Source organism: uncultured Winogradskyella sp., from assembly GCF_947498345.1.
Lineage (GTDB): Bacteria > Bacteroidota > Bacteroidia > Flavobacteriales > Flavobacteriaceae > Winogradskyella.
In genome coordinates, this window is record NZ_CANMJY010000004.1 from 12,695 (window position 1) to 32,434 (window position 19,740).

General features: G+C 33.1%; 19 protein-coding genes. 16 read left to right on the forward strand and 3 right to left on the reverse strand.

The features are described from left to right. Positions 1–5: 5 nt before the first annotated feature. The 5 genes from Q0912_RS06500 (at position 6) to Q0912_RS06520 (ending at position 4,768) form a co-directional block, all read left to right on the forward strand. Positions 6–428, forward strand: a complete 423-nt coding sequence (locus Q0912_RS06500) for a PaaI family thioesterase (protein ID WP_299113241.1) — start codon at positions 6–8, stop codon at positions 426–428. A 6-nt stretch (positions 429–434) separates the two neighbouring features. After that, positions 435–1,559, forward strand: a complete 1,125-nt coding sequence (locus Q0912_RS06505) for a chorismate-binding protein (RefSeq protein WP_299113243.1) — start codon at positions 435–437, stop codon at positions 1,557–1,559. Between the two features lie 31 nt (positions 1,560–1,590). Next, positions 1,591–3,345: a 2-succinyl-5-enolpyruvyl-6-hydroxy-3-cyclohexene-1-carboxylic-acid synthase gene (menD, locus tag Q0912_RS06510; protein WP_299113245.1), complete on the forward strand. Its 1,755-nt coding sequence runs from the start codon at positions 1,591–1,593 to the stop codon at positions 3,343–3,345. 107 nt (positions 3,346–3,452) lie between these two features. Further along, positions 3,453–3,791, forward strand: coding sequence for a DUF2853 family protein (locus Q0912_RS06515; protein WP_299113247.1), 339 nt, complete (start codon positions 3,453–3,455; stop codon positions 3,789–3,791). A 146-nt stretch (positions 3,792–3,937) separates the two neighbouring features. Beyond that, positions 3,938–4,768 carry a S1-like domain-containing RNA-binding protein gene (locus Q0912_RS06520; RefSeq protein ID WP_299113249.1) on the forward strand — a complete coding sequence of 277 codons (831 nt, stop codon included), beginning with the start codon at positions 3,938–3,940 and terminating at the stop codon, positions 4,766–4,768. Position 4,769: 1 nt separating this feature from the next. Here Q0912_RS06520 and Q0912_RS06525 read toward each other — a convergent pair whose 3' ends face one another. Continuing rightward, positions 4,770–5,177, reverse strand: coding sequence for a hypothetical protein (locus Q0912_RS06525; protein ID WP_299113251.1), 408 nt, complete (start codon positions 5,175–5,177; stop codon positions 4,770–4,772). Positions 5,178–5,292: 115 nt separating this feature from the next. Here Q0912_RS06525 and Q0912_RS06530 point away from each other — a divergent pair, with 115 nt between their 5' ends. Genes Q0912_RS06530 through Q0912_RS06540 form a run of 3 tightly spaced genes read left to right on the forward strand, consistent with a single transcriptional unit; the run spans position 5,293 to position 7,762 of the window. Next, a complete protein-coding gene (locus Q0912_RS06530; protein ID WP_299113253.1) occupies positions 5,293–6,132 on the forward strand; it encodes a 1,4-dihydroxy-2-naphthoyl-CoA synthase in 840 nt (279 codons plus the stop codon). Between the two features lie 14 nt (positions 6,133–6,146). Further along, complete coding sequence (menA, locus tag Q0912_RS06535; protein ID WP_299113255.1) at positions 6,147–7,052, forward strand: 1,4-dihydroxy-2-naphthoate octaprenyltransferase; 906 nt, start codon at positions 6,147–6,149, stop codon at positions 7,050–7,052. 35 nt (positions 7,053–7,087) lie between these two features. Further along, positions 7,088–7,762, forward strand: coding sequence for a metal-dependent hydrolase (locus Q0912_RS06540; protein WP_299113257.1), 675 nt, complete (start codon positions 7,088–7,090; stop codon positions 7,760–7,762). Between the two features lie 26 nt (positions 7,763–7,788). On the opposite strand, the gene Q0912_RS06545 is transcribed toward Q0912_RS06540, so the two are convergent. After that, on the reverse strand, positions 7,789–8,697 hold the full coding sequence (locus Q0912_RS06545) for a sterol desaturase family protein (RefSeq protein ID WP_299113259.1): 909 nt from the start codon (positions 8,695–8,697) through the stop codon (positions 7,789–7,791). A 96-nt stretch (positions 8,698–8,793) separates the two neighbouring features. Between Q0912_RS06545 and Q0912_RS06550 the strand changes: the two genes are divergently transcribed. The 5 genes from Q0912_RS06550 to Q0912_RS06570 all read left to right on the forward strand — a co-directional run bounded on the left by Q0912_RS06550 (position 8,794) and on the right by Q0912_RS06570 (position 13,290). Further along, a complete protein-coding gene (locus Q0912_RS06550) occupies positions 8,794–9,483 on the forward strand; it encodes a DUF2490 domain-containing protein (RefSeq protein WP_299113261.1) in 690 nt (229 codons plus the stop codon). Position 9,484: 1 nt separating this feature from the next. Beyond that, on the forward strand, positions 9,485–10,528 hold the full coding sequence (locus Q0912_RS06555) for an o-succinylbenzoate synthase (protein WP_299113262.1): 1,044 nt from the start codon (positions 9,485–9,487) through the stop codon (positions 10,526–10,528). Next, positions 10,525–11,460: a CPBP family intramembrane glutamic endopeptidase gene (locus tag Q0912_RS06560; protein ID WP_299113263.1), complete on the forward strand. Its 936-nt coding sequence runs from the start codon at positions 10,525–10,527 to the stop codon at positions 11,458–11,460. Before Q0912_RS06555 ends, Q0912_RS06560 begins: the two co-directional genes overlap by 4 nt. Further along, positions 11,461–12,543, forward strand: coding sequence for an AMP-binding protein (locus Q0912_RS06565; protein ID WP_299113265.1), 1,083 nt, complete (start codon positions 11,461–11,463; stop codon positions 12,541–12,543). It abuts the gene before it with no gap. A gap of 90 nt (positions 12,544–12,633) precedes the next feature. Next, positions 12,634–13,290, forward strand: a complete 657-nt coding sequence (locus Q0912_RS06570; RefSeq protein ID WP_299113267.1) for a hypothetical protein — start codon at positions 12,634–12,636, stop codon at positions 13,288–13,290. 34 nt (positions 13,291–13,324) lie between these two features. Here Q0912_RS06570 and Q0912_RS06575 read toward each other — a convergent pair whose 3' ends face one another. Next, the gene (locus Q0912_RS06575; RefSeq protein WP_299113269.1) at positions 13,325–16,123 is read right to left on the reverse strand and encodes a putative LPS assembly protein LptD; all 2,799 of its coding nucleotides are present in this window, start codon (positions 16,121–16,123) and stop codon (positions 13,325–13,327) included. Positions 16,124–16,233: 110 nt separating this feature from the next. Between Q0912_RS06575 and Q0912_RS06580 the strand changes: the two genes are divergently transcribed. The 3 genes from Q0912_RS06580 to Q0912_RS06590 all read left to right on the forward strand — a co-directional run bounded on the left by Q0912_RS06580 (position 16,234) and on the right by Q0912_RS06590 (position 19,687). Next, complete coding sequence (locus Q0912_RS06580) at positions 16,234–17,352, forward strand: N-acetylmuramoyl-L-alanine amidase (RefSeq protein ID WP_299113271.1); 1,119 nt, start codon at positions 16,234–16,236, stop codon at positions 17,350–17,352. Positions 17,353–17,419: 67 nt separating this feature from the next. Continuing rightward, positions 17,420–18,361, forward strand: a complete 942-nt coding sequence (locus Q0912_RS06585; RefSeq protein WP_299113273.1) for an MlaD family protein — start codon at positions 17,420–17,422, stop codon at positions 18,359–18,361. 12 nt (positions 18,362–18,373) lie between these two features. Beyond that, positions 18,374–19,687 (forward strand): (Fe-S)-binding protein, encoded by a 1,314-nt coding sequence (locus Q0912_RS06590; RefSeq protein WP_299113275.1) that lies wholly within the window; start codon positions 18,374–18,376, stop codon positions 19,685–19,687. The last annotated feature ends 53 nt before the right edge of the window (positions 19,688–19,740 follow it).

Consider the following 19,740-nt stretch of genomic DNA (forward strand, 5'->3'; position numbering starts at 1 on the left):
TTTCTATGCAACAATCTAAAGAAGAATTCTTAGCTAAAGTTAATGCTGTGAGTAAAAATACATTAATGGAAACCTTAGAAATTGAAATTGTGGATTATGGTGATAATTTTTTAGTTGCAAGAATGCCAGTAACACCAAAAGTACATCAACCAGATGGTGTTTTGCATGGAGGCGCAACTGCAGCTTTAGCAGAAAGTGTTGGTAGTTTTGCTTCGCATATTTTCACTGATTTAGAGAAGTATTTTGTAAGAGGTTTAGAAATTACAGCTAATCATCTCAAGAGTGTAAAGACAGGTTATATCTATGCTAAAGCAACATTTTTACATAAAGGACGTACAACGCAGTTGCTGGATATTAGAGTTACTGACGAAGCAGACAACCTGGTTTCTATTTGTCGTTTATCTACCATTTCATTACCTAAAAAGTAATAGTTGATGGAGATAAATTCTTTTTTTGAAGCTCTAGAGCATCAGTATAACAAGCAACTTCCTTTTGTAGTCTACAGCAGACCCATTAATTCAATAATCAACTCTTGGTTGCAAAGCGATAACAGGTTACACACAACGACCACATTCACCGAAAGTGGATTTGTATTTGCACCATTTAATTTATCTAATAAGACGGTTTTATTCCCAAAAGACAATTGTGAGTTTCGTAGTATAGAATCTAAAGCTAAAATCGAGCTCAAAGATTGGGGTCAGTTTGTGCCAACAGATAGTGATTTTATCAACAAAAAAGATCATTTAGACTTAGTTTTAAAAGGTATTTCGGATATTGAGGATGGGTACTTAGAGAAAGTCGTTTTATCCCGTATTGAAGCCTTTAAGCTTAAAAATGTTAATCCAGTAGAGGTATTTAAACGCTTATATAATACGTATAAGAATGCGATGGTCTATTGTTGGTATCATCCAAAAGTTGGTTTATGGTTAGGTGCTACACCAGAGCTATTATTTAAAGTTGAAGGACAGCAATTAACAACAATAGCCTTAGCTGGTACACAACCAAATAACAACGCTTCACAAGTTAAATGGGCCAATAAAGAGATTGATGAACAGCAAATAGTTGTGGATTATATAATACATCAGATAAAACCATATGCTAAATCGATAAATGTATCTGAAGTAGAAACGATTTCAGCAGGTAGTTTATTACATCTAAAATCCCGGATTACAAGTCGTGTTGACGATAATGCCAATTTAAGATCTATAATAGAAGCTTTGCATCCTACACCTGCAGTTTGCGGATTTCCGAAACAAGGCTCTAAAGCATTTATCCTTGAGTACGAAAATTACGATCGTGAGTATTATACAGGGTTTCTTGGTGAGCTTAATTTAAAACAATCTAAGTCTAGAAATACGAATAGGCGTAATGTTGAAAACAATGCCTACGCTGTGGTAAAAACACAATCTAATTTCTATGTGAATTTGCGTTGTGCTCAAATCAAAGATGAAAAAGCTTTAATCTATGTAGGTGGTGGTATTACTAAAGATTCTATTGCAGAAAAAGAATGGGAAGAAACTGTCAGTAAGACTAAAACTATGCATAACGTTTTAGGATAGAACTATTGATATTTCGTATTTTTGTGATTAGATGAAGCATTCTAAAATTCCCTTATCTCAAACTGTAGTTACCTTATGCAAAACGCATAATATTAAGCACATTGTTATTTCACCAGGAAGCCGAAATGCACCTTTAACCATTGGGTTTACACACGATGATTATTTTAGTTGTTATAGTATTGTAGATGAGCGTTGCGCTGCATTTTTTGCCTTGGGAATTGCACAACAACTACTAGAACCAGTAGCAGTAGTATGTACATCTGGTAGTGCATTATTGAATTACTATCCTGCAATTGTAGAAGCTTATTATAGTAATATCCCTTTAGTAGTTTTATCTGCAGACAGGCCCAAACATTTAGTTGATGTAGGAGATGGACAAACCATAAAGCAAAAGAATGTTTATGGAGAGCATGTGATGTATAATACTAATCTAAAACTAGATTTAAAAGAAGAGGCAAACAATGATGAAGATGAGTTGCCAATAATGAAAAGTATAGAAAATAAGCTTGAACATTTTCTAGGGCTTCAACAAGACATACAATCTTATAATGAATCTGAGATTCACGAAGCGCTTACTATTGCTAATTTAAAATCAGGACCAGTACATATAAATATTCCTTTTAATGAACCATTATATGATATGGTTGATGAATTATCAATCAATCCGGGTTTGTTCAAGGTTCAAAATAGAGCAGAACAGGTTGATGAGGTTGAAATAGAGCAAATAACGAGTGTTTGGCAAAATGCCAAGCGCAAAATGATTTTGGTAGGAGTATTGCAACCTAATACTGTCGAAGCGCAATGGCTTCAAAAATTAGCTGATAATGATAGCGTATTAGTATTTACAGAAACCACTTCTAATTTACATCATCCCGATTTTTTCTCTGAAATAGATAAGATCATTGCTCCTTTAGATGATAAGGCATTTAAAGCGCTTCAACCAGAAGTATTATTAACTCTAGGTGGTTTGGTGGTTTCTAAAAAGATTAAAGCTTTTTTAAGGCAATATATGCCATTGCATCATTGGCATGTAGATTTGTTTAGAGCTAACGATACATTTTTCTGTTTGGATAAACACATCAAACTGTCACCAAATACTTTTTTTGGTTCGTTTTTACCTAAGGTTCATTCAATTGAGAGTAATTATAAACCGAATTGGCTATTAGTAAGAGAAAGGCGTCGTGAGCTTCATAACAAGTATTTAAAAACAATTTCTTTTTCAGATTTCACAGTCTTTAATTTGTTATTAAGAAGTATTCCTAGTCATAGCCAATTGCAGGTTGGTAATAGTTCAGCTATCAGATATACCCAGTTATTTCAGCTTAGAAAGGATATTACAGTATTTTGTAATAGAGGCACTAGTGGAATTGATGGAAGTACAAGTACAGCTGTTGGCGCATCTGTTGCTTCTAAAGAGCGGGTTACATTCATCACTGGTGATTTAAGCTTTTTCTACGACAGCAACGCATTATGGAATAGTTATATTCCTAATGATTTTAGAATCGTTGTTATTAATAACAAAGGTGGAGGTATCTTTAGAATTTTACCAGGTCATAAAAACATCGATAATTTTGATACGTATTTTGAAACTAAACATCATTTAACAGCTAAGCAATTATGTAATATGTATAATATTAACTACGTGAAAGCTGATAATGAAACCTCTTTAAGAGAGGAACTCAAAACATTCTACGAAGTGTCTAACCAACCCAAATTACTAGAGGTTTTTACACCTTCGGTTATAAATGATAAGGTGCTATTAGATTATTTTACTTTTATAAAGTAAATATTAGGCGAAGTGTACTAAGAAGTGACGAACCAACTTTTAACGTGTCTAAAAAATACTTACCTTTAGTGAGATATTATAATTAACTTAAAAACATATTATTTAGCATGAGTAAAAGAGATGAATTAATCGCAAAGTATGCGGCAGATTTAAAAGATAAATGTGGTGTTAACGCTGACATGGATTTATTAACTAAAGTTACTGTAGGCTTAGGGCCTTCAATTTATAATGCAGATTCATCAACAGTATCTGGTTCAGATGATAAAGAATTGGCAACTGTAAAGAATAACTTTTTAATAAAAAAGCTGGGATTAAGTGATAGTAATGATTTAGACAAAGGCATAGCATCTGTTATGGATACCTATGGTCAATCTAATAGAAATAAATACAGAGCGGTTGTTTATTATCTATTGGTAAAACATTTTAATAGAGAATCTGCATATTAGTAGATCTTCTTTAAAAAATATAAAAGCGTTATAATACTTATTATAGCGCTTTTTCTTTTGGTTAATTTTTATCTGTAGATAAACAAATAAATATACTATCTATTAATTTCATTTCAGTATCTCACTAATATCAATACATTTGCAGTATGATACATTTAGGTGAATATAATACACTCGAAATATTAAGAGATACTGAACCGGGTTTGTTTTTAGGAGATGGGGAAGAGGGAGAAGTTTTGCTGCCAAATCGTTATGTGCCAGAAACATTTGAAATAGGTGAAAAAATAGATGTATTTGTATACTTAGATAACGAAGAGCGGCCAGTAGCAACAACAGATCAACCCTATATTAAAAAAGGAGACTTTGCTTTGTTACGCTGTAATCAAGTAACTAAGTTTGGAGCTTTTTTAGATTGGGGTTTAGTTAAAGAATTATTCTGTCCATTTAAAGAGCAAGCCTTTAAGATGACAACCGGTGGCTGGTATTTAGTACACTGTTATTTGGATGAAGAAACTGAACGTTTGGTAGCTTCGAGTAAAACCAATCGCTTTTTAGACAATAAAGAATTGACGGTTAATCAGTTTGATGAGGTTGATCTAATCATATCCCATCCTTCAGATATTGGAATGAATGTTATTGTAAACAAAAAGCATTTAGGTTTAGTATTTAAGGATGATATATATAAAGATATTAGTGTTGGTGACCGTTTAAAAGGTATAGTAAAAAAAGTGCGCCACGATAATAAGCTAGATATATCTTTAAATCAAATAGGTTATAGAAATATAGAGCCTAATGCAGCGTTTATATTAAACGAGTTAAATGATAATAATGGTTTTATCCCTTTGCATGATAAATCGAGTCCAGAAGATATCAAAGAGCAACTGCAAATGAGTAAAAAGAGTTTTAAAAAAGCAATAGGAACGCTTTATAAAGAAAGGCAAATAGATATAAAGGAAGACGGCATCTACCTTAAATAGATTAAATTTTGCAGGAAAGTGATTCTTCAACCCAAGTCACTGCAGAATCTAATTCTTTAAAAACAGATCTGTTAAACGTGAAGAAATGATTCTCAATTTCAAAAACACGTTCTGTTATAGTGTTGTATACTACAACAGCATAAGCTCTTAGATTAGGGAAGTTAGCATTAAATTTAGAAGCATCGGTTAAGTTTATAGAATAAGAATTTATTCTATTTGCAATAAACCCAAAATGTCTGTCTTCAAAATAAACTTTTATAAGCTCTGAAACCTCATTGAAGTTTTCAAAATTAATATCTATACCTTCTTTGAAATCTGTAATAATATAATTATCAAAAAGATATACACTCCCTAAATTTGTTTTAAGGAGCGTATGTTCTTTGCTATTAAGGTAAGGGCTATTAATCATTTATAGTTATGAAAAGGCTGCAAATATATTATGCTTGCATAATAAAATCAAATAAAAATAACTCTTAATGCATTATTATTAATTCCTTATTTTTGCAGTCAAAATAATGAGAAATATGAGTCATATAGGTTGGAAAGTTGCCAAATCTTATGAAGATATAACATATCATAAAAGCAACGGAGTTGCAAGAATTGCTTTTAATCGTCCTGAAGTAAGAAACGCCTTTCGTCCAAAGACAACGTCAGAGCTTTACGACGCATTCTATGATGCTAATGAAGATGTAAATATTGGTGTTGTGTTGCTAAGTGCAGAAGGTCCGTCTTCAAAAGATGGTGTTTGGAGTTTTTGTTCTGGTGGAGACCAAAAGGCTAGAGGACACCAAGGCTATGTAGGAGAGGATGGTTATCATAGACTAAATATCTTAGAGGTACAGCGTCTTATTCGTTTTATGCCAAAAGCAGTTATAGCGGTTGTGCCAGGTTGGGCAGTTGGTGGAGGTCACAGTTTGCACGTAGTTTGTGATTTAACCTTAGCGAGTAAAGAGCACGCAATTTTTAAGCAAACCGATGCTGATGTTACAAGTTTTGATGGAGGTTATGGCTCTGCATATTTAGCAAAGATGGTTGGCCAAAAGAAAGCTAGAGAAATATTCTTTTTAGGGCGCAACTATTCTGCTAAGGAAGCTTATGAGATGGGAATGGTAAATGCTGTGATACCTCATGCTGAATTAGAAAAAACAGCCTATGAATGGGCACAAGAAATATTGGCTAAATCACCAACATCAATAAAGATGCTTAAATTTGCTATGAATCTTACTGATGATGGTATGGTTGGTCAACAGGTTTTTGCAGGTGAAGCCACTCGATTGGCTTACATGACAGACGAAGCAAAAGAAGGAAGAGATGCTTTCTTAGAGAAAAGGAAGCCTAACTTTCCTAAGAAATGGATACCTTAATCTAATTAATTTGAATGAAAGAAATTAAACCATGGCTTGCTGCCATGCGCCTCAGAACTTTACCACTTTCCGTTTCTGGTATAATAGTAGGTACATCTTTTGCCTATTATAATGGGCACTTTAGTTGGTGGGTATTAGTTTTAGCTATATTAACGACAATTAGCCTGCAAATCCTTTCTAATCTAGCAAACGATTATGGGGATAGTGTTAATGGGGCTGATAATGATGAACGAGTAGGTCCCAGACGTGCTGTACAGAGCGGTAAGATTACACCAGAAGAAATGTTAGATGCAATAAAGTTTAACATTATTGTAGTTATTATTTTAACTTTATCACTTATCTGGGCTGCTTTTGGATCCACTAATTTCCTTTTTTTATTGTTGTTTATTTTTCTTGGCGGTGTTTCAGTATATGCTGCATTAAACTATACTATGGGAGATTCACCTTATGGTTACAGGGCTTTGGGTGATGTTTTTGTTTTTGTATTCTTTGGACTTGTAAGTACTATTGGGAGTTACTTGTTGTATATGCATACTATTGATCATGTAGTTGTGCTTCCAGCAATAGCTTTAGGGTTATTGAGCGTAGGTGTGCTTAATTTAAACAATATGAGGGATTTAGAGGCAGATGCAAAGGTTGGAAAAATAACTCTTGCAGTAAAGTTAGGAGCGCAAAGAGTTAAACAATACCATTTTTTCCTTATTATTGGCGCAATGCTTATTAGTATAGCATTTTCAATCTTATATTATGTAGAGCCATATAACTTTATATATCTTTTGGCTTTTATTCCGTTGATTCTTCATATAAAAAAAATTAAAGTAGCTAAAACACCTGATGATTATGATGGCCAATTGAAAGTCTTAGCATTATCTACATTCCTCTTTTCATTCTTATTAGGTATTGGCTATATTTTGTATTAATTTTAAAAACAAATTATCTCTAAAAACTTTTATAAATGAAAATAACATTCTATGGACATGCAAGCTTAGGTATTGAGATTGATAGTATTCATATTCTTGTTGATCCATTTATCACAGGAAATGAAAAAGCTTCTCAAATAGATATTGAAAGCTTAAAAGCAGATTATATTTTAGTCACACATGCACATCAAGATCATATCTTAGATGTTGAAGCTATTGCTAGGCGAACAGGAGCTGTTATTGTTTCAAATTATGAAATCGTTACACATTATCAAAACTTAGGATTAAAAGGTCATCCTATGAATCACGGCGGCTCTTGGAATTTTGATTTTGGTAGATTAAAGTATGTTAATGCTATACACACATCATCCTTCCCAGATGGAAGTTATGGAGGGCAACCTGGTGGTTTTGTGTTACAAGCTGACAAAACTATATATATAGCTGGTGATACTGCATTAACTTATGATATGAGATTAATTGGTAAGCAATTTGATTTGGACTTAGCCATTTTACCTATAGGAGACAACTTTACAATGGGTGTGGATGATGCTATACAAGCAAGTAAATTTGTAGATTGCGATAGAGTCTTGGGATATCACTATGATACGTTTGGTTATATTGAAATAGACAAAGTACAGGCCAAGGCTAAGTTCGATTCCAGATTAAAATCATTAAAGCTTTTAGATATAGGCGAAAGTATGGAGGTTTAATCAATAAATGTAAAGACGGTTAGCAATTAATATTTGTCTCTTGTTTTCAAAATAGAATCTAACCACTCTTTTCTTAAATCATCACTTATTTTTCCTGAGCCATCATGTTTCCATCCTGGTGGTTTAATGAAATACTGCAAGCGATTTTTTAATGACTTTTTTCCTGTAAAGGCATCTTTAAACATATAATACCATTCAATGAACGCTATCTTTATGGGATTGAAGGTTTTAATATTTTTTACTAAGCCGTAATTCACTTTTTCATTTTCAAGTTCTGGTTGAAAAGTACCAAATAATTTGTCCCAAATAATTAAAATACCTGCATGGTTTCGGTCTAGATAGATAGGGTTGCTTCCATGATGAACCCGGTGATGGGAAGGGGTGTTAAAAACAGTTTCAAACCACTTCGGCATTTTGTTAATGGCTTCTGTATGAATCCAAAATTGATATAAGAGACTAATGGACATTTGCAGTAAAATCATTGCGGGATGAAAACCAAGTATTGGTAGCCATAGCCAAAAAATAAAAGTATAAAAACCCCCAGACCATGTCTGCCGTAGCGCTGTACTTAGATTGTAATGCTCAGAAGAATGATGTACCACATGCGAAGCCCAAAATAAGCGACATTGGTGCGAAATACGATGAAACCAATAATAAGAAAAATCATCGGCAAAAAATAACAGTAAAAAAGACCACCAGACTACAGGGATTTCGAAAAGTTTAAAATTGTTATATACCCACAGTAATGTTAACCAAACCAATGCTTTACTGACATAGCCTAAAGCTACGTTTCCCAGTCCCATTGCAATAGACGAAAAAGCGTCTTTTGCTTCATAGGTTTTGATATGTTGTTTGGTCGTCACATACAACTCTAGCAACATGGCTAAAATAAAAAATGGAATAGCATAGAGGATAATATTTGGGAATTCTTGCATTTATTTTTCTTTAAAAATAGGATTTTTAAAATAATACTACTTTTAAAAAGTGCTAGTTGTGTATTTTTATGATTTAATTTTTTGAGATTATTATTTATGAGGTTTAAACTTTTCGTTTTACTATTTTTTTTATTAAGCAATTATTGCTTCAGTCAAGTTGAAGAATCCCAAACAGGGGCTTGGTATATGTATTTTTATAATCATCAGTTTAAGGATAGCCTGTGGGGAATTCAAGGGGATTTTCAATATAGAGATTGGCAAGGATTAGGTGATATGGAACAACTATTATTACGTTCAGGTATTACCTATTCTCCAAAAAATGCAGGTGTAAAGTTTACCTTGGGTTATGGCAATATTACCACAGGTCAGTTTGGCGAAAGTGAAGAAACTTCTGGTGAAAGTAGAATATACCAGGAAGCCTTAATTCCACAGAAATTAGGAAATAGGTTTTATTTAGTCCATCGCTTTAGATACGAACAACGCTTTGTAGAAGATCAAGATTTTAGAACACGCTATCGTTATAATCTTTTTTTAAATATACCTATAAACACTAAAACACTTAGCCCTAAAACTATATACGCAGCATTATACAACGAACTTTTTATCAATGGGCAAACTGATATAGGAGATGGTAGGGAAGTTCAAATATTTGATAGAAATCGTACCTATTTGGGAATGGGTTATGTATTAAATCCTAAAATTCGTTTTCAATTTGGTTGGATGAATCAAAAAACAGCTAATTGGGGAAAAGGGCAATTACAGTTAAGTATGCATCATAATTTTTAAAATGATAAAAGCCAATTATAGTAAATATATTCTCAATTTTAAACAGCCAAGTGGTACATCAAGAGGTATAATGACGACCAAAGAAACCTGGTTTATTCAACTGTTAGAAGATAATAAAACAGGAGTTGGTGAGTTTGGTATTCTTAGAGGTTTATCAATTGATGATACTACAGATTATGAAAGTAAGTTAAAATGGACTTGCGAAAACATTACCTTAGGGTTAGATACTTTGATTACTGAACTTATCGAATATCCAAGTATTCAGTTTGGTCTAGAAATGGCTTTTAAATCTTTAAAAAGTGACAACCCATTTTTACTTTACCCTTCGGCATTTACTAAAGGATTTGACAACATACCAATTAATGGGTTGGTGTGGATGGGAGACGAAGCTTTTATGCGAAAGCAGGTAAAAGAAAAGATAGAAGCGGGTTTTGATTGTATAAAACTAAAGATTGGCGCCCTGAATTTTCAAACAGAATTGGCTATATTAAAATCTATCCGAAAGGAATTTTCAATAAATGATATTGAACTGCGAGTTGATGCTAATGGAGCGTTTTCTTCTGATGAAGCATTAGAGAAGTTAAAATACCTTTCAGATTATCAGTTGCATTCTATTGAGCAACCTATAAAGCCTCAACAGCATGAATCTATGGCAAGATTGTGTGAGCTCACACCATTGCCAATTGCCCTAGATGAGGAATTGATTGGCATTTTCTATTTAGAAGGCAAGCAAAATGTATTAAAAACCATTAAACCACAGTACATTATTTTGAAACCTAGTTTGGTTGGTGGCTTTTGCGGAAGTCAAGAATGGATTGATCTGGCAGAAAATCAGAATATAAAATGGTGGATTACAAGCGCACTAGAAAGTAATGTTGGTCTCAATGCTATTGCACAATGGACTTATACTTTAAAGAATATGTTGCCTCAAGGTTTGGGTACCGGGAGTTTATATACCAATAACTTTGATTCGCCATTAACCGTAAAAAGTGGTACTTTGCACTACGATTTAACTCAACATTGGAAATTTAATTTACAACCATGAATTATATACAACAAGCCTATAAAGGACAGCGTGAAGTATGGATGTTTATTTTAACAACATTTTTAGTAGCTGGTATTTTTCTTACCAATTTTGTTATCTATTTGGTTAGCGATCCGGCGGATTTAGAACTTGCAATGGATTTAATGAAACAATGGCCAGCAAATATCTCTTTAATCGTTAACCTAATACCTTTTGCATTTTTACTATTACTTTTATTTATACTGGTAAGATATGTACACCAACGAAGTATTTTGTCCTTAACCACAGCAAGACCAAAAGTAGATTATAAGCGTATTTTGTTCTCTTTTTTAATGGTGTGCACATTTACGCTAGTAACCTTTTTTATAGGATACTCAATAGATTCTTCTGAGTTAGTTTTTCAATTTAATGCTAGTAAGTTTGCCATATTATTTTTAATCAGCATCATTTTATTTCCATTTCAAATAGGTTTAGAAGAATACCTGTTTAGAGGGTATTTAATGCAGCATATAGGCATTATGGTAAAAAATAAATGGTTCCCTTTAATATTAACTTCAATTTTATTTGGTATTGCTCATGCGGCTAACCCTGAAATTGGAGCAATTGGTTTCTGGAAGATGATGATTTTCTATGTGGGTACAGGATTATTGTTAGGTATCATGACCTTAATGGATGATGGTCTAGAGCTTGCTCTGGGTTTTCACTTGGGCAATAATTTATTAGCATCTCTATTAGTAACTGCAGATTGGACAGCATTACAAACCGATGCTATTTTTAAAAGCACAGCAGACCCTTCTATGAGCTTAATTTCGGAAATATTAATGCCAGTATTAATCATTTATCCAATTATGTTATTGATTTTATCTAAAAAATATGGTTGGAAAAATTGGCAAGACCGTTTATTTGGAAAAGTAACAAAACCCCCAAAAGAAGATTATAAAATTATTGAATAGATGACACCAAAGTACAATAAGGTACATAATCGTTTTAAGTATAATGGTATTCATTTTAATCATGAAGATCTTAAAGAAGTTGCTTACAGTCTCATAAAGGAGGGTGAAACCTTTGAGAAAGTTACAGGAAATTTTTTGATAGATTGGCTAAATGATAAAGATTATCTAATTGTTTATACGTCGGGTTCTACGGGTCTACCAAAACCCATTAAATTAAAAAAACAAGCTATGGTAAATTCTGCTATAGCAACAGGAGATTTTTTTGGTTTACAGCCAGGAGATTCTGCATTACATTGTTTGCCTAGTCATTACATAGCTGGTAAAATGATGTTTGTGCGTGCTTTGGTTTTAGGTTTAGAGTTAGATTTTGTTGAGCCTAGTTCGCAACCTATTTTTGATTATAAAAAACATTATGATTTCTGTGCTATGGTGCCTTTACAATTAAAGCATACTATTAATTACGTACAGAATATTAAGACCATTATCGTTGGTGGTTCTATGGTCACAAAACCATTGTTGGAAAAAATTTCTAATAGTACTTCCCGGTTTTTTGAAACTTACGGTATGACAGAAACTGTCACTCATGTTGCCGTAAAACAATTACAGTCTATTAAGAATACAGGTGAAGCACACTTTAAAGCATTGCCCAATGTTACCTTTAATAAAGATAAGAGAGGTTGCCTAATTATCAACGCCCCAAAACTTGTAGAAGAAGCTTTGGTCACCAACGATATTATAGATTTAAAATCAGAAACCAGTTTCAAACTACTTGGCCGATATGACAATGTTATTAATTCTGGGGGAATAAAACTCTTTCCTGAGCAGATTGAGGAAAAACTTCAATCAACAATTAAAGAGCGTTATATTGTTGCTGGCGAAGCCGATGATACACTTGGTGAGAAATTAATTCTTATTATTGAAAACCCTGATGAATCTATAGAAGTTATCTTTAAGGCTATTGAAAAGCTTAAAACCTTAGATAAATTTGAAATCCCCAAGCATATCTATATAACCGATAAGTTTATTGAAACCAGTACAGGAAAAATTCAACGTAACGAAACTCTAAAAGCTGTTCTTGGATAGTTAACTCATTCAAAGACTTATTTTACTCATTCTCGATTTTATATTCTAGGTAAGGCATATAGTTTTATACCAACTTTAAATGCCAAACCAATGAAATTTTCAAAAAAAAATCACGAATTCAGAAGGAGAAATAGTAGAGAAGTAAGTAAAGCATTTGTTGTATTTATACTTGTCGTCATATTATCATTTACGAGTTATGCACAAGAAAAGACCATAGAAACAGAGTCTGTAACCATAGATAATCTTATTACATTTATTGTAGAACACTACAATGTTAAAGAAGATTCCACTAAAATAAAGCACATTACATTTTTGATTGAAACCTATGCTGATAGTTTTAATACAGAAGATAAGGTTATTCTAAAACAAGCTTTTAAGTTGTTGTCAAATCGCCTTACTGAAAAAGACTTGATAAATATAGCTGTTTATTCTAGTTTTAATGGAATAGCGCACAGTCAAGTAGGAGCAACGGATATTAAATCCTTGCTATATGTTATTGAACATCCAAAATCGAGTGTAAAAACACTTGAAGATGATGGCATAGAGAGTGCCTACAAATTTACAAAAGATAACTTTGTTGAAGGTGCCGAAAACACTCTGGTTATGATACGTATTCCCAATCGTAAATCAGAAATCGCTAAAACCGAAACTTTTAGCACTGATAAAAAAACCAAAGCGAAAAGTAATGCTGTGGTGCTGACTGCTATTGCACTATTACCAGAGTTGATTTCTGTTATTAAGGATTAAAGCTCTATTGATAAATAAATTACATTGTAAAACATTAATTCCCAAGATTTCTGTCTGGTTGACGACGTTGATCATATTTTAAGTCTTTTAGTAAGTTAGACTTAATACCTATAAAAAAGTTCCAGGAGGTATTAATACCAATTGGAGTCCAATTAAAATTCATTCGCCAACTCAATAGGTCACGTTCAAATCGCAGTTGGGTTAGCGTAACTCCTTGGTTTAAGAAATCATATCCTGAAGATATACCAACACTCCAACGCGGAGATAGTTCTATATCACCAGAAAACATTAGAGAATGCGAAGATATTTCATCCTGCCGTCTTGTGTTTGAATAATTTGCAACATAGGCTAAATTGAATCTCCAAGGTATTTTAAAGTTGTAGAATTCGTTATCCTCTTCGTCTTTATTTTCATTCTTATTCCGATCGCCTAAGCGTTCATTTGCAAAATCTTGTGATACTCCAAAAAGGTCGTCTGTTCTGGCATTTGCATTTGCGGCACGTCGTTTTTTATCCTCATCCTCCTCCTCCTCCTCGGCATTGCCAGAAAAGGTATTGTTAGATAGTTCATAGTTAATATTAAGATTGGCAGAAGTTAATCTAAATAAACTTCCTCCGTTATCAATATTAAAAGTATTGATGATGTTATTATTACTGTCTAAGGCATAAGGATTAAGTGTCATGCCAAAGTTAATGTTCATTTTATTTTTAAGAATTTGAGTACCACCAGTGACACGTAGAGGACTCCAATTTAAAGAGTCAGCAGCAAGATTGTATGATGTTGAAAAATTAAGATTACTCAATAGCATCACTTTTTCGGGTTCTGTTTTAGTAGAGTCTTTAGCGCGGACTTTAGCTTCAAAATTATTTCCTAAAGAAAATCCTATACTACTCGAATACCTATTATTTGGCGAACCAAATAGAGAGTTCTCAAAGCGTGTATACTCTACCTGATCTGTTGTATTACCATCGGCATCTATGACATCATAGGTTTCGTAATATTGATCAAAGGCAGGAGTTACGCTATAACTTAGACTTGGTCTCACTACATGCCTTATGGCTTGTATTTTTGGGTCCTTACCTTTTTTCTTAAAGTCGTACATACCGTATAAGGTTGTACCAATACTTGCTCCAAAATTATAGGTTAAAAAACGGTCGAATCCATTTTGATCAATAGTTACGTCTTCTTGGTTTGTTTGATCCCAAAATCGTCTTACAGTTTTTAGGGTCCAGGTTTCTTCAAAGTTGGCACTTGTGCTGACACTAAAATGATTAAATATTTTAAAATTGGTTGTTACAGGAATGCTATGTCGCATGCCTGCTCTGGCATCGTCAAACATTTCGCTTTTACCAAATAACGAATCGGTAGTATTGATACGGTATTCACCTCTGGTATTTACCTGAAAGTTGATATTTTGAATAGCTCCTTTTTTAGCTCCAGATTTTGGTGCAAAAGGAAAAACCCTACTCATCGAAGCTTGTAAGGTAGGTAAGGTTAAATTTATGGTTTCGGTATTAGTATTTTGGTTATGTGTAGCCGTAAGGTTGAGGTTTACTTGAGGCTCGCCTTGAAAAGTTTTAGAATAAGAAACCGAAGACGCTAAAGTATTAGTAAGCGAGTTATTTAAATTAATCTGATTAATAGACTGTCTAAAATACTGGCTACTACCCAAATTAACTGAAGCTGAAAATCTTGAATTTGGGTTGGCCTTAGCATCCTGACTGTGAGACCATCTAATATTATAAATAGTTCGTTGACTAAAGTCTGGGAAACCACGTTCACTGTTTAATAGATTTTCGTATCTAAAGGATAAGTTCCCTCTAAATTTATACTTTACTGCATAATTACTTTCTAAACGTAAGCCATAACTACCATTAGTATAATAATCCCCTAAAACTGCTAAATCTACATAATCATTTATAGCAAAATAGTAACCTCCATTCTGCAAAAAATACCCTCTGTCGTTTCCAGTATCTTCACCAAAAGAAGGAAATATAATACCGGAAGTTTGCTTTTTAGACATAGGGAAATATGCAAATGGGATAGCTATGGGAGTAGGTACATCGTAGATGTACATTTGGCTCATTCCCGTTACAATCTTTTTGTTAGGTACAATCTTAGCTCTATTCATTAAGATGTAATACTCTGGGTCTTCCAAGTTCTCAGAAGTAGTGAATTTTCCTCTATATATAAAATATACGGAGTCATTTTCACGTTTTGTACGTTCTGCTATTACGGTTCCACCACTTTGTTCTGTAACGGAATTAAAAATGAGTGCTTTTCTAGAATCGGTATTAAAAATGATTGAGTCGGGTTCAATGATATTAGCACCTTGTTTAAAAACAGGTTTTTGAGTATACCCTGTAGAATCCTTTATACGACCTGCATATACTAGGTTTTTACTATAATCAATAACAATAACTCCTGATGTAATTTCCATATCATCATAGACCACCTTTGCCTCGTTATATAAGCGTATTCTTTGTTTTCTTTGATTTACCGAAACATAATCTTTAGCCGTATATGTAACCGTACTTTTTAAAAACTCATCTTTTTTTACGGAATCTTGCTCTGTAGAATCTACCACTTTAGTATTTACAGTTTTGCCTAATAGTGAATCTATAGATACAGCAACAGAATCTTTGGCAACAACAGTAGTATCCTTTTTTTTCTCTGCAGGAATTTCCTTGTTGTTTTTTGGTAATTCTTGTGCAAAGCTAAAAGTGTTGATAAACACTGTAAAACTCAAGGCAAAAAGTATGTGTAAGCTATTTGTACGCAATCCTTTTAAATGTATTTTTGTAAAAGTATGGCTCGGTTTTTGAAACGCCAAAAGTACAGTTATTTTTTTGTGATTAAATTAATATAACTCTAAAGTTTAAAAATACTGTTTTACTAACAATAATCTGTAATAATTAAAGTCTATAAACCGTTAGATTACATATGCAAACGAAGCGAAAATATATAAAAGTATTTCTGGTTTTCACATTTATCACTTCTTTAACATCATTTGCTTCATTGCAAGCACAAGAAGATAAATTTGTAGTAGTAATTGATGCTGGTCATGGAGGTCATGATCCAGGTCGCCCCACAAAAAATGGATATAAGGAAAAAGATATTGCATTAAAGATAGCTTTATTAGTGGGAAAAGAACTAGAAAAGAATGCAGATTTTAAAGTTATTTACACACGTAAGGCAGATGTGTTTGTAACCCTTAAAAATAGAGCAAAAATCGCTAATAAAGCAGATGCAGATTTATTTGTATCTATACATTGTAATGCACATAACTCTCAAGCACACGGAACAGAGACATTTGTATTGGGTGCCAAGAATTCTGAGCGTAACATGTCTGTTGCAAAAGCAGAGAATGAGGTAATTTTTTTAGAAGAAAATTATCAAGAAAACTATGCTGGTTTTGACCCGAGTTCACCAGAATCTACTATAGCTATTGGTATTGAACAAGAAGTCTATGTTGAGCAGAGTATTATTTTAGCTCGTAAAATTGAAGATAATTTTTCTGGTAAACTTAAAAGAAAGAGTAGAGGTATAAAACAGGCCAGCCTTTGGGTAATGCATAATACATATATGCCAAGTGTACTTGTAGAGACAGGTTTTATAACTAATAAAAAAGAAGGTGCTTATTTAAATTCAAAAAAGGGACAAAGTGCAATAGCAAATGCAATTAAAGATGCTATTATAAATTACAAAAAACAACTCGATCAAAATGTTGGTAGCAGTATATTAGGAACAGTCCCGGAAATTACAGATACCTTAGAAGATGTTCCTCTAATTTACGAAGGCATTACATTTAAAGTACAGATAGCTGCCAGCTCAAAAGCATTAGAACCAAAATCTTATAATTTTAAAGGTTTATCTGATATCACCCGATTAAAAGTAGGAGCGATGTACAAATACTATAGTGGTAATACTTCAGACTATAACGAAATTAAAAAACTACAAGAAGAGGCAAAGTCTAATGGTTATAACGATGCCTTTGTGGTGGCCTATAAAGATGGTGAACAAATCAACATAGCAGAAGCCTTAAAATCTACTACAAATTAGTCACCTTAATTAGAAACATTATTAATATATTTATGACTAATTTTGTTTTTAATCAAAGCTTAGCCCATTGAAAATCTCAAGAGAAGTTAAAACAGCCGTACTGGTACTATCAGGTATTGCACTTTTTATATATTTAATGTCATTCTTAATGGGTGAAAACCTATTTGATAATTCTGAAACATATTATACCGAATTTGATTATAATGCATTAAGCCCATCATCTGTAGTTACTATTAAAGGTAATAGAGTTGGTAAAGTTGAAGACATTAAATACGATTTTGAAACTGGTAAAACCAGAGTTTCTTTTTCGGTAACACCAAAACTAAAATTTTCTAAAAGCAGTGTCATTCGTTTATACGAAACAGGTATAATGGGAGGCAACGCATTAGCTATTGTAAATACTAATGATGAAGAACTAGCCGAGCCTGGCGATTTTATTCCATCAGAAGTAAAACCTGGACTTATAACGTCCTTAAAAGGTAACTTTTCAGATATAAGTTCGGATTTAGACAACACAATCAGATCTGCTGATACATTAATGACCAACCTTAACGCTTTGGTTGTTGACGAAACAGAAACAGGTATAAAAAGTACCATTGCAGAATTGAATGCTACATTAAAATCATTTAAGAGTTTATCGTATTCTGTTCAGGGAGTTATAAAAGAAAATGACAATAAAATAGCATCAATATTAAATAATTTTAATGTCACAAGCGAAAACTTATCAAAACTTTCAGATGATTTAAAGGATATTGAATTGGCAAAGACAATTGCAAAGTTTGATGAGTCTCTATCGTCCATAAATACATTGTTAACAAGTGTTAATAGTAATGAGGGAACATTAGGGAAACTTCTTAATGACGATGCGCTTTACAATAATCTTGAAGCGGCATCTAAAGAAATGGAAGAATTATTACTAGATATTAAACTGCATCCAGCAAGATATAGGAGAATTCTTTCTAAAAAAGAAATTCCTTACCAACCACCAACCAAAGATCAAAAAAACTAGACCATTTTTAATATGGATTATGTACCAAACATTCTTTTTGCCGCTATCCTCGTTTTGGGTGTTGGCTATTTTGTTAGAAATATTAAAAAGCTAATAAGAAACATTAAACTGGGTCAAAAAATTGACGTCAGTGATAATAAGTCTGAACGTTGGAAAAATATGGCACGTATAGCTCTCGGTCAAAGCAAAATGGTGAGACGACCAGTCTCTGGTTTTTTACATGTTATCGTATATATAGGTTTTATAATTATTAATATCGAGGTTCTAGAAATTATCATTGATGGTTTATTCGGTACTCATCGTATAGGATTAAAAGTATTGCCAGAATCTGTATACGGATTTTTAATAGGCTCTTTTGAAATACTTGCAGTACTAGTTTTGGTATCTGTAATTGTATTTTGGTTACGAAGAAATGTTATAAAAATAAAACGCTTCCTAAGTTCAGAAATGAAAGGCTGGCCAAAGAATGATGGTAATATTATTCTGTATTTCGAAGTTGTTCTAATGTGTTTGTTTTTGGTGATGAATGCAACAGATACATCCTTTCAAACAGCCAATGAAGGGAATATTATTAGTCAATTTATTGCACCCTGGTTTGAAAGTATGTCTGCCGAGACCCTCCATACTGTTGAACGTACAGCATGGTGGTTGCATATAGTTGGTATACTAATTTTCTTAAATTATTTATACTTTTCTAAGCATTTACATATTCTTTTAGCATTCCCAAATACATATTTTGGAAGTCTGGACCCAAAAGGAAAAGTTAACAATCTCGAAGCGGTTACAGCTGAGGTAAAGCTAATGATGGATCCAAATGCAGATCCTTTTGCAGCAGCACCAGAAGGTACAGAAGATGAGGAGCCAGCCAAGTTTGGAGCGAGTGATGTGATGGATCTCAATCAAATTCAATTACTCAATGCGTACACTTGTACAGAATGTGGTCGGTGTACATCTGCATGTCCTGCTAACCTTACAGGTAAAAAACTATCACCTCGCAAGATTATGATGGATACACGAGATCGTTTAGAAGAAGTTGGTAAAAATATAGATGCTAATAATGGGGAGTTTAAAGATGATGGTAAACAGCTTTTAGGAGACTATATTACTAACGAAGAGCTTTGGGCATGTACAACCTGTAATGCTTGTGTAGAAGAATGCCCGGTAAGTATTAATCCATTGTCTATTATTTTAGAAATGCGTCGTTATTTGGTTATGGAACAGAGTGCTGCACCTATGGAATTGAATAATATGATGACCAATATAGAAAACAATGGAGCACCTTGGCCTTACAATCAAATGGATAGGTTAAATTGGAAGGATGAATAGATAATTAAACCTTTTATTTAGTCAAAAAAATTAGCTAAATATTTCAAAACACT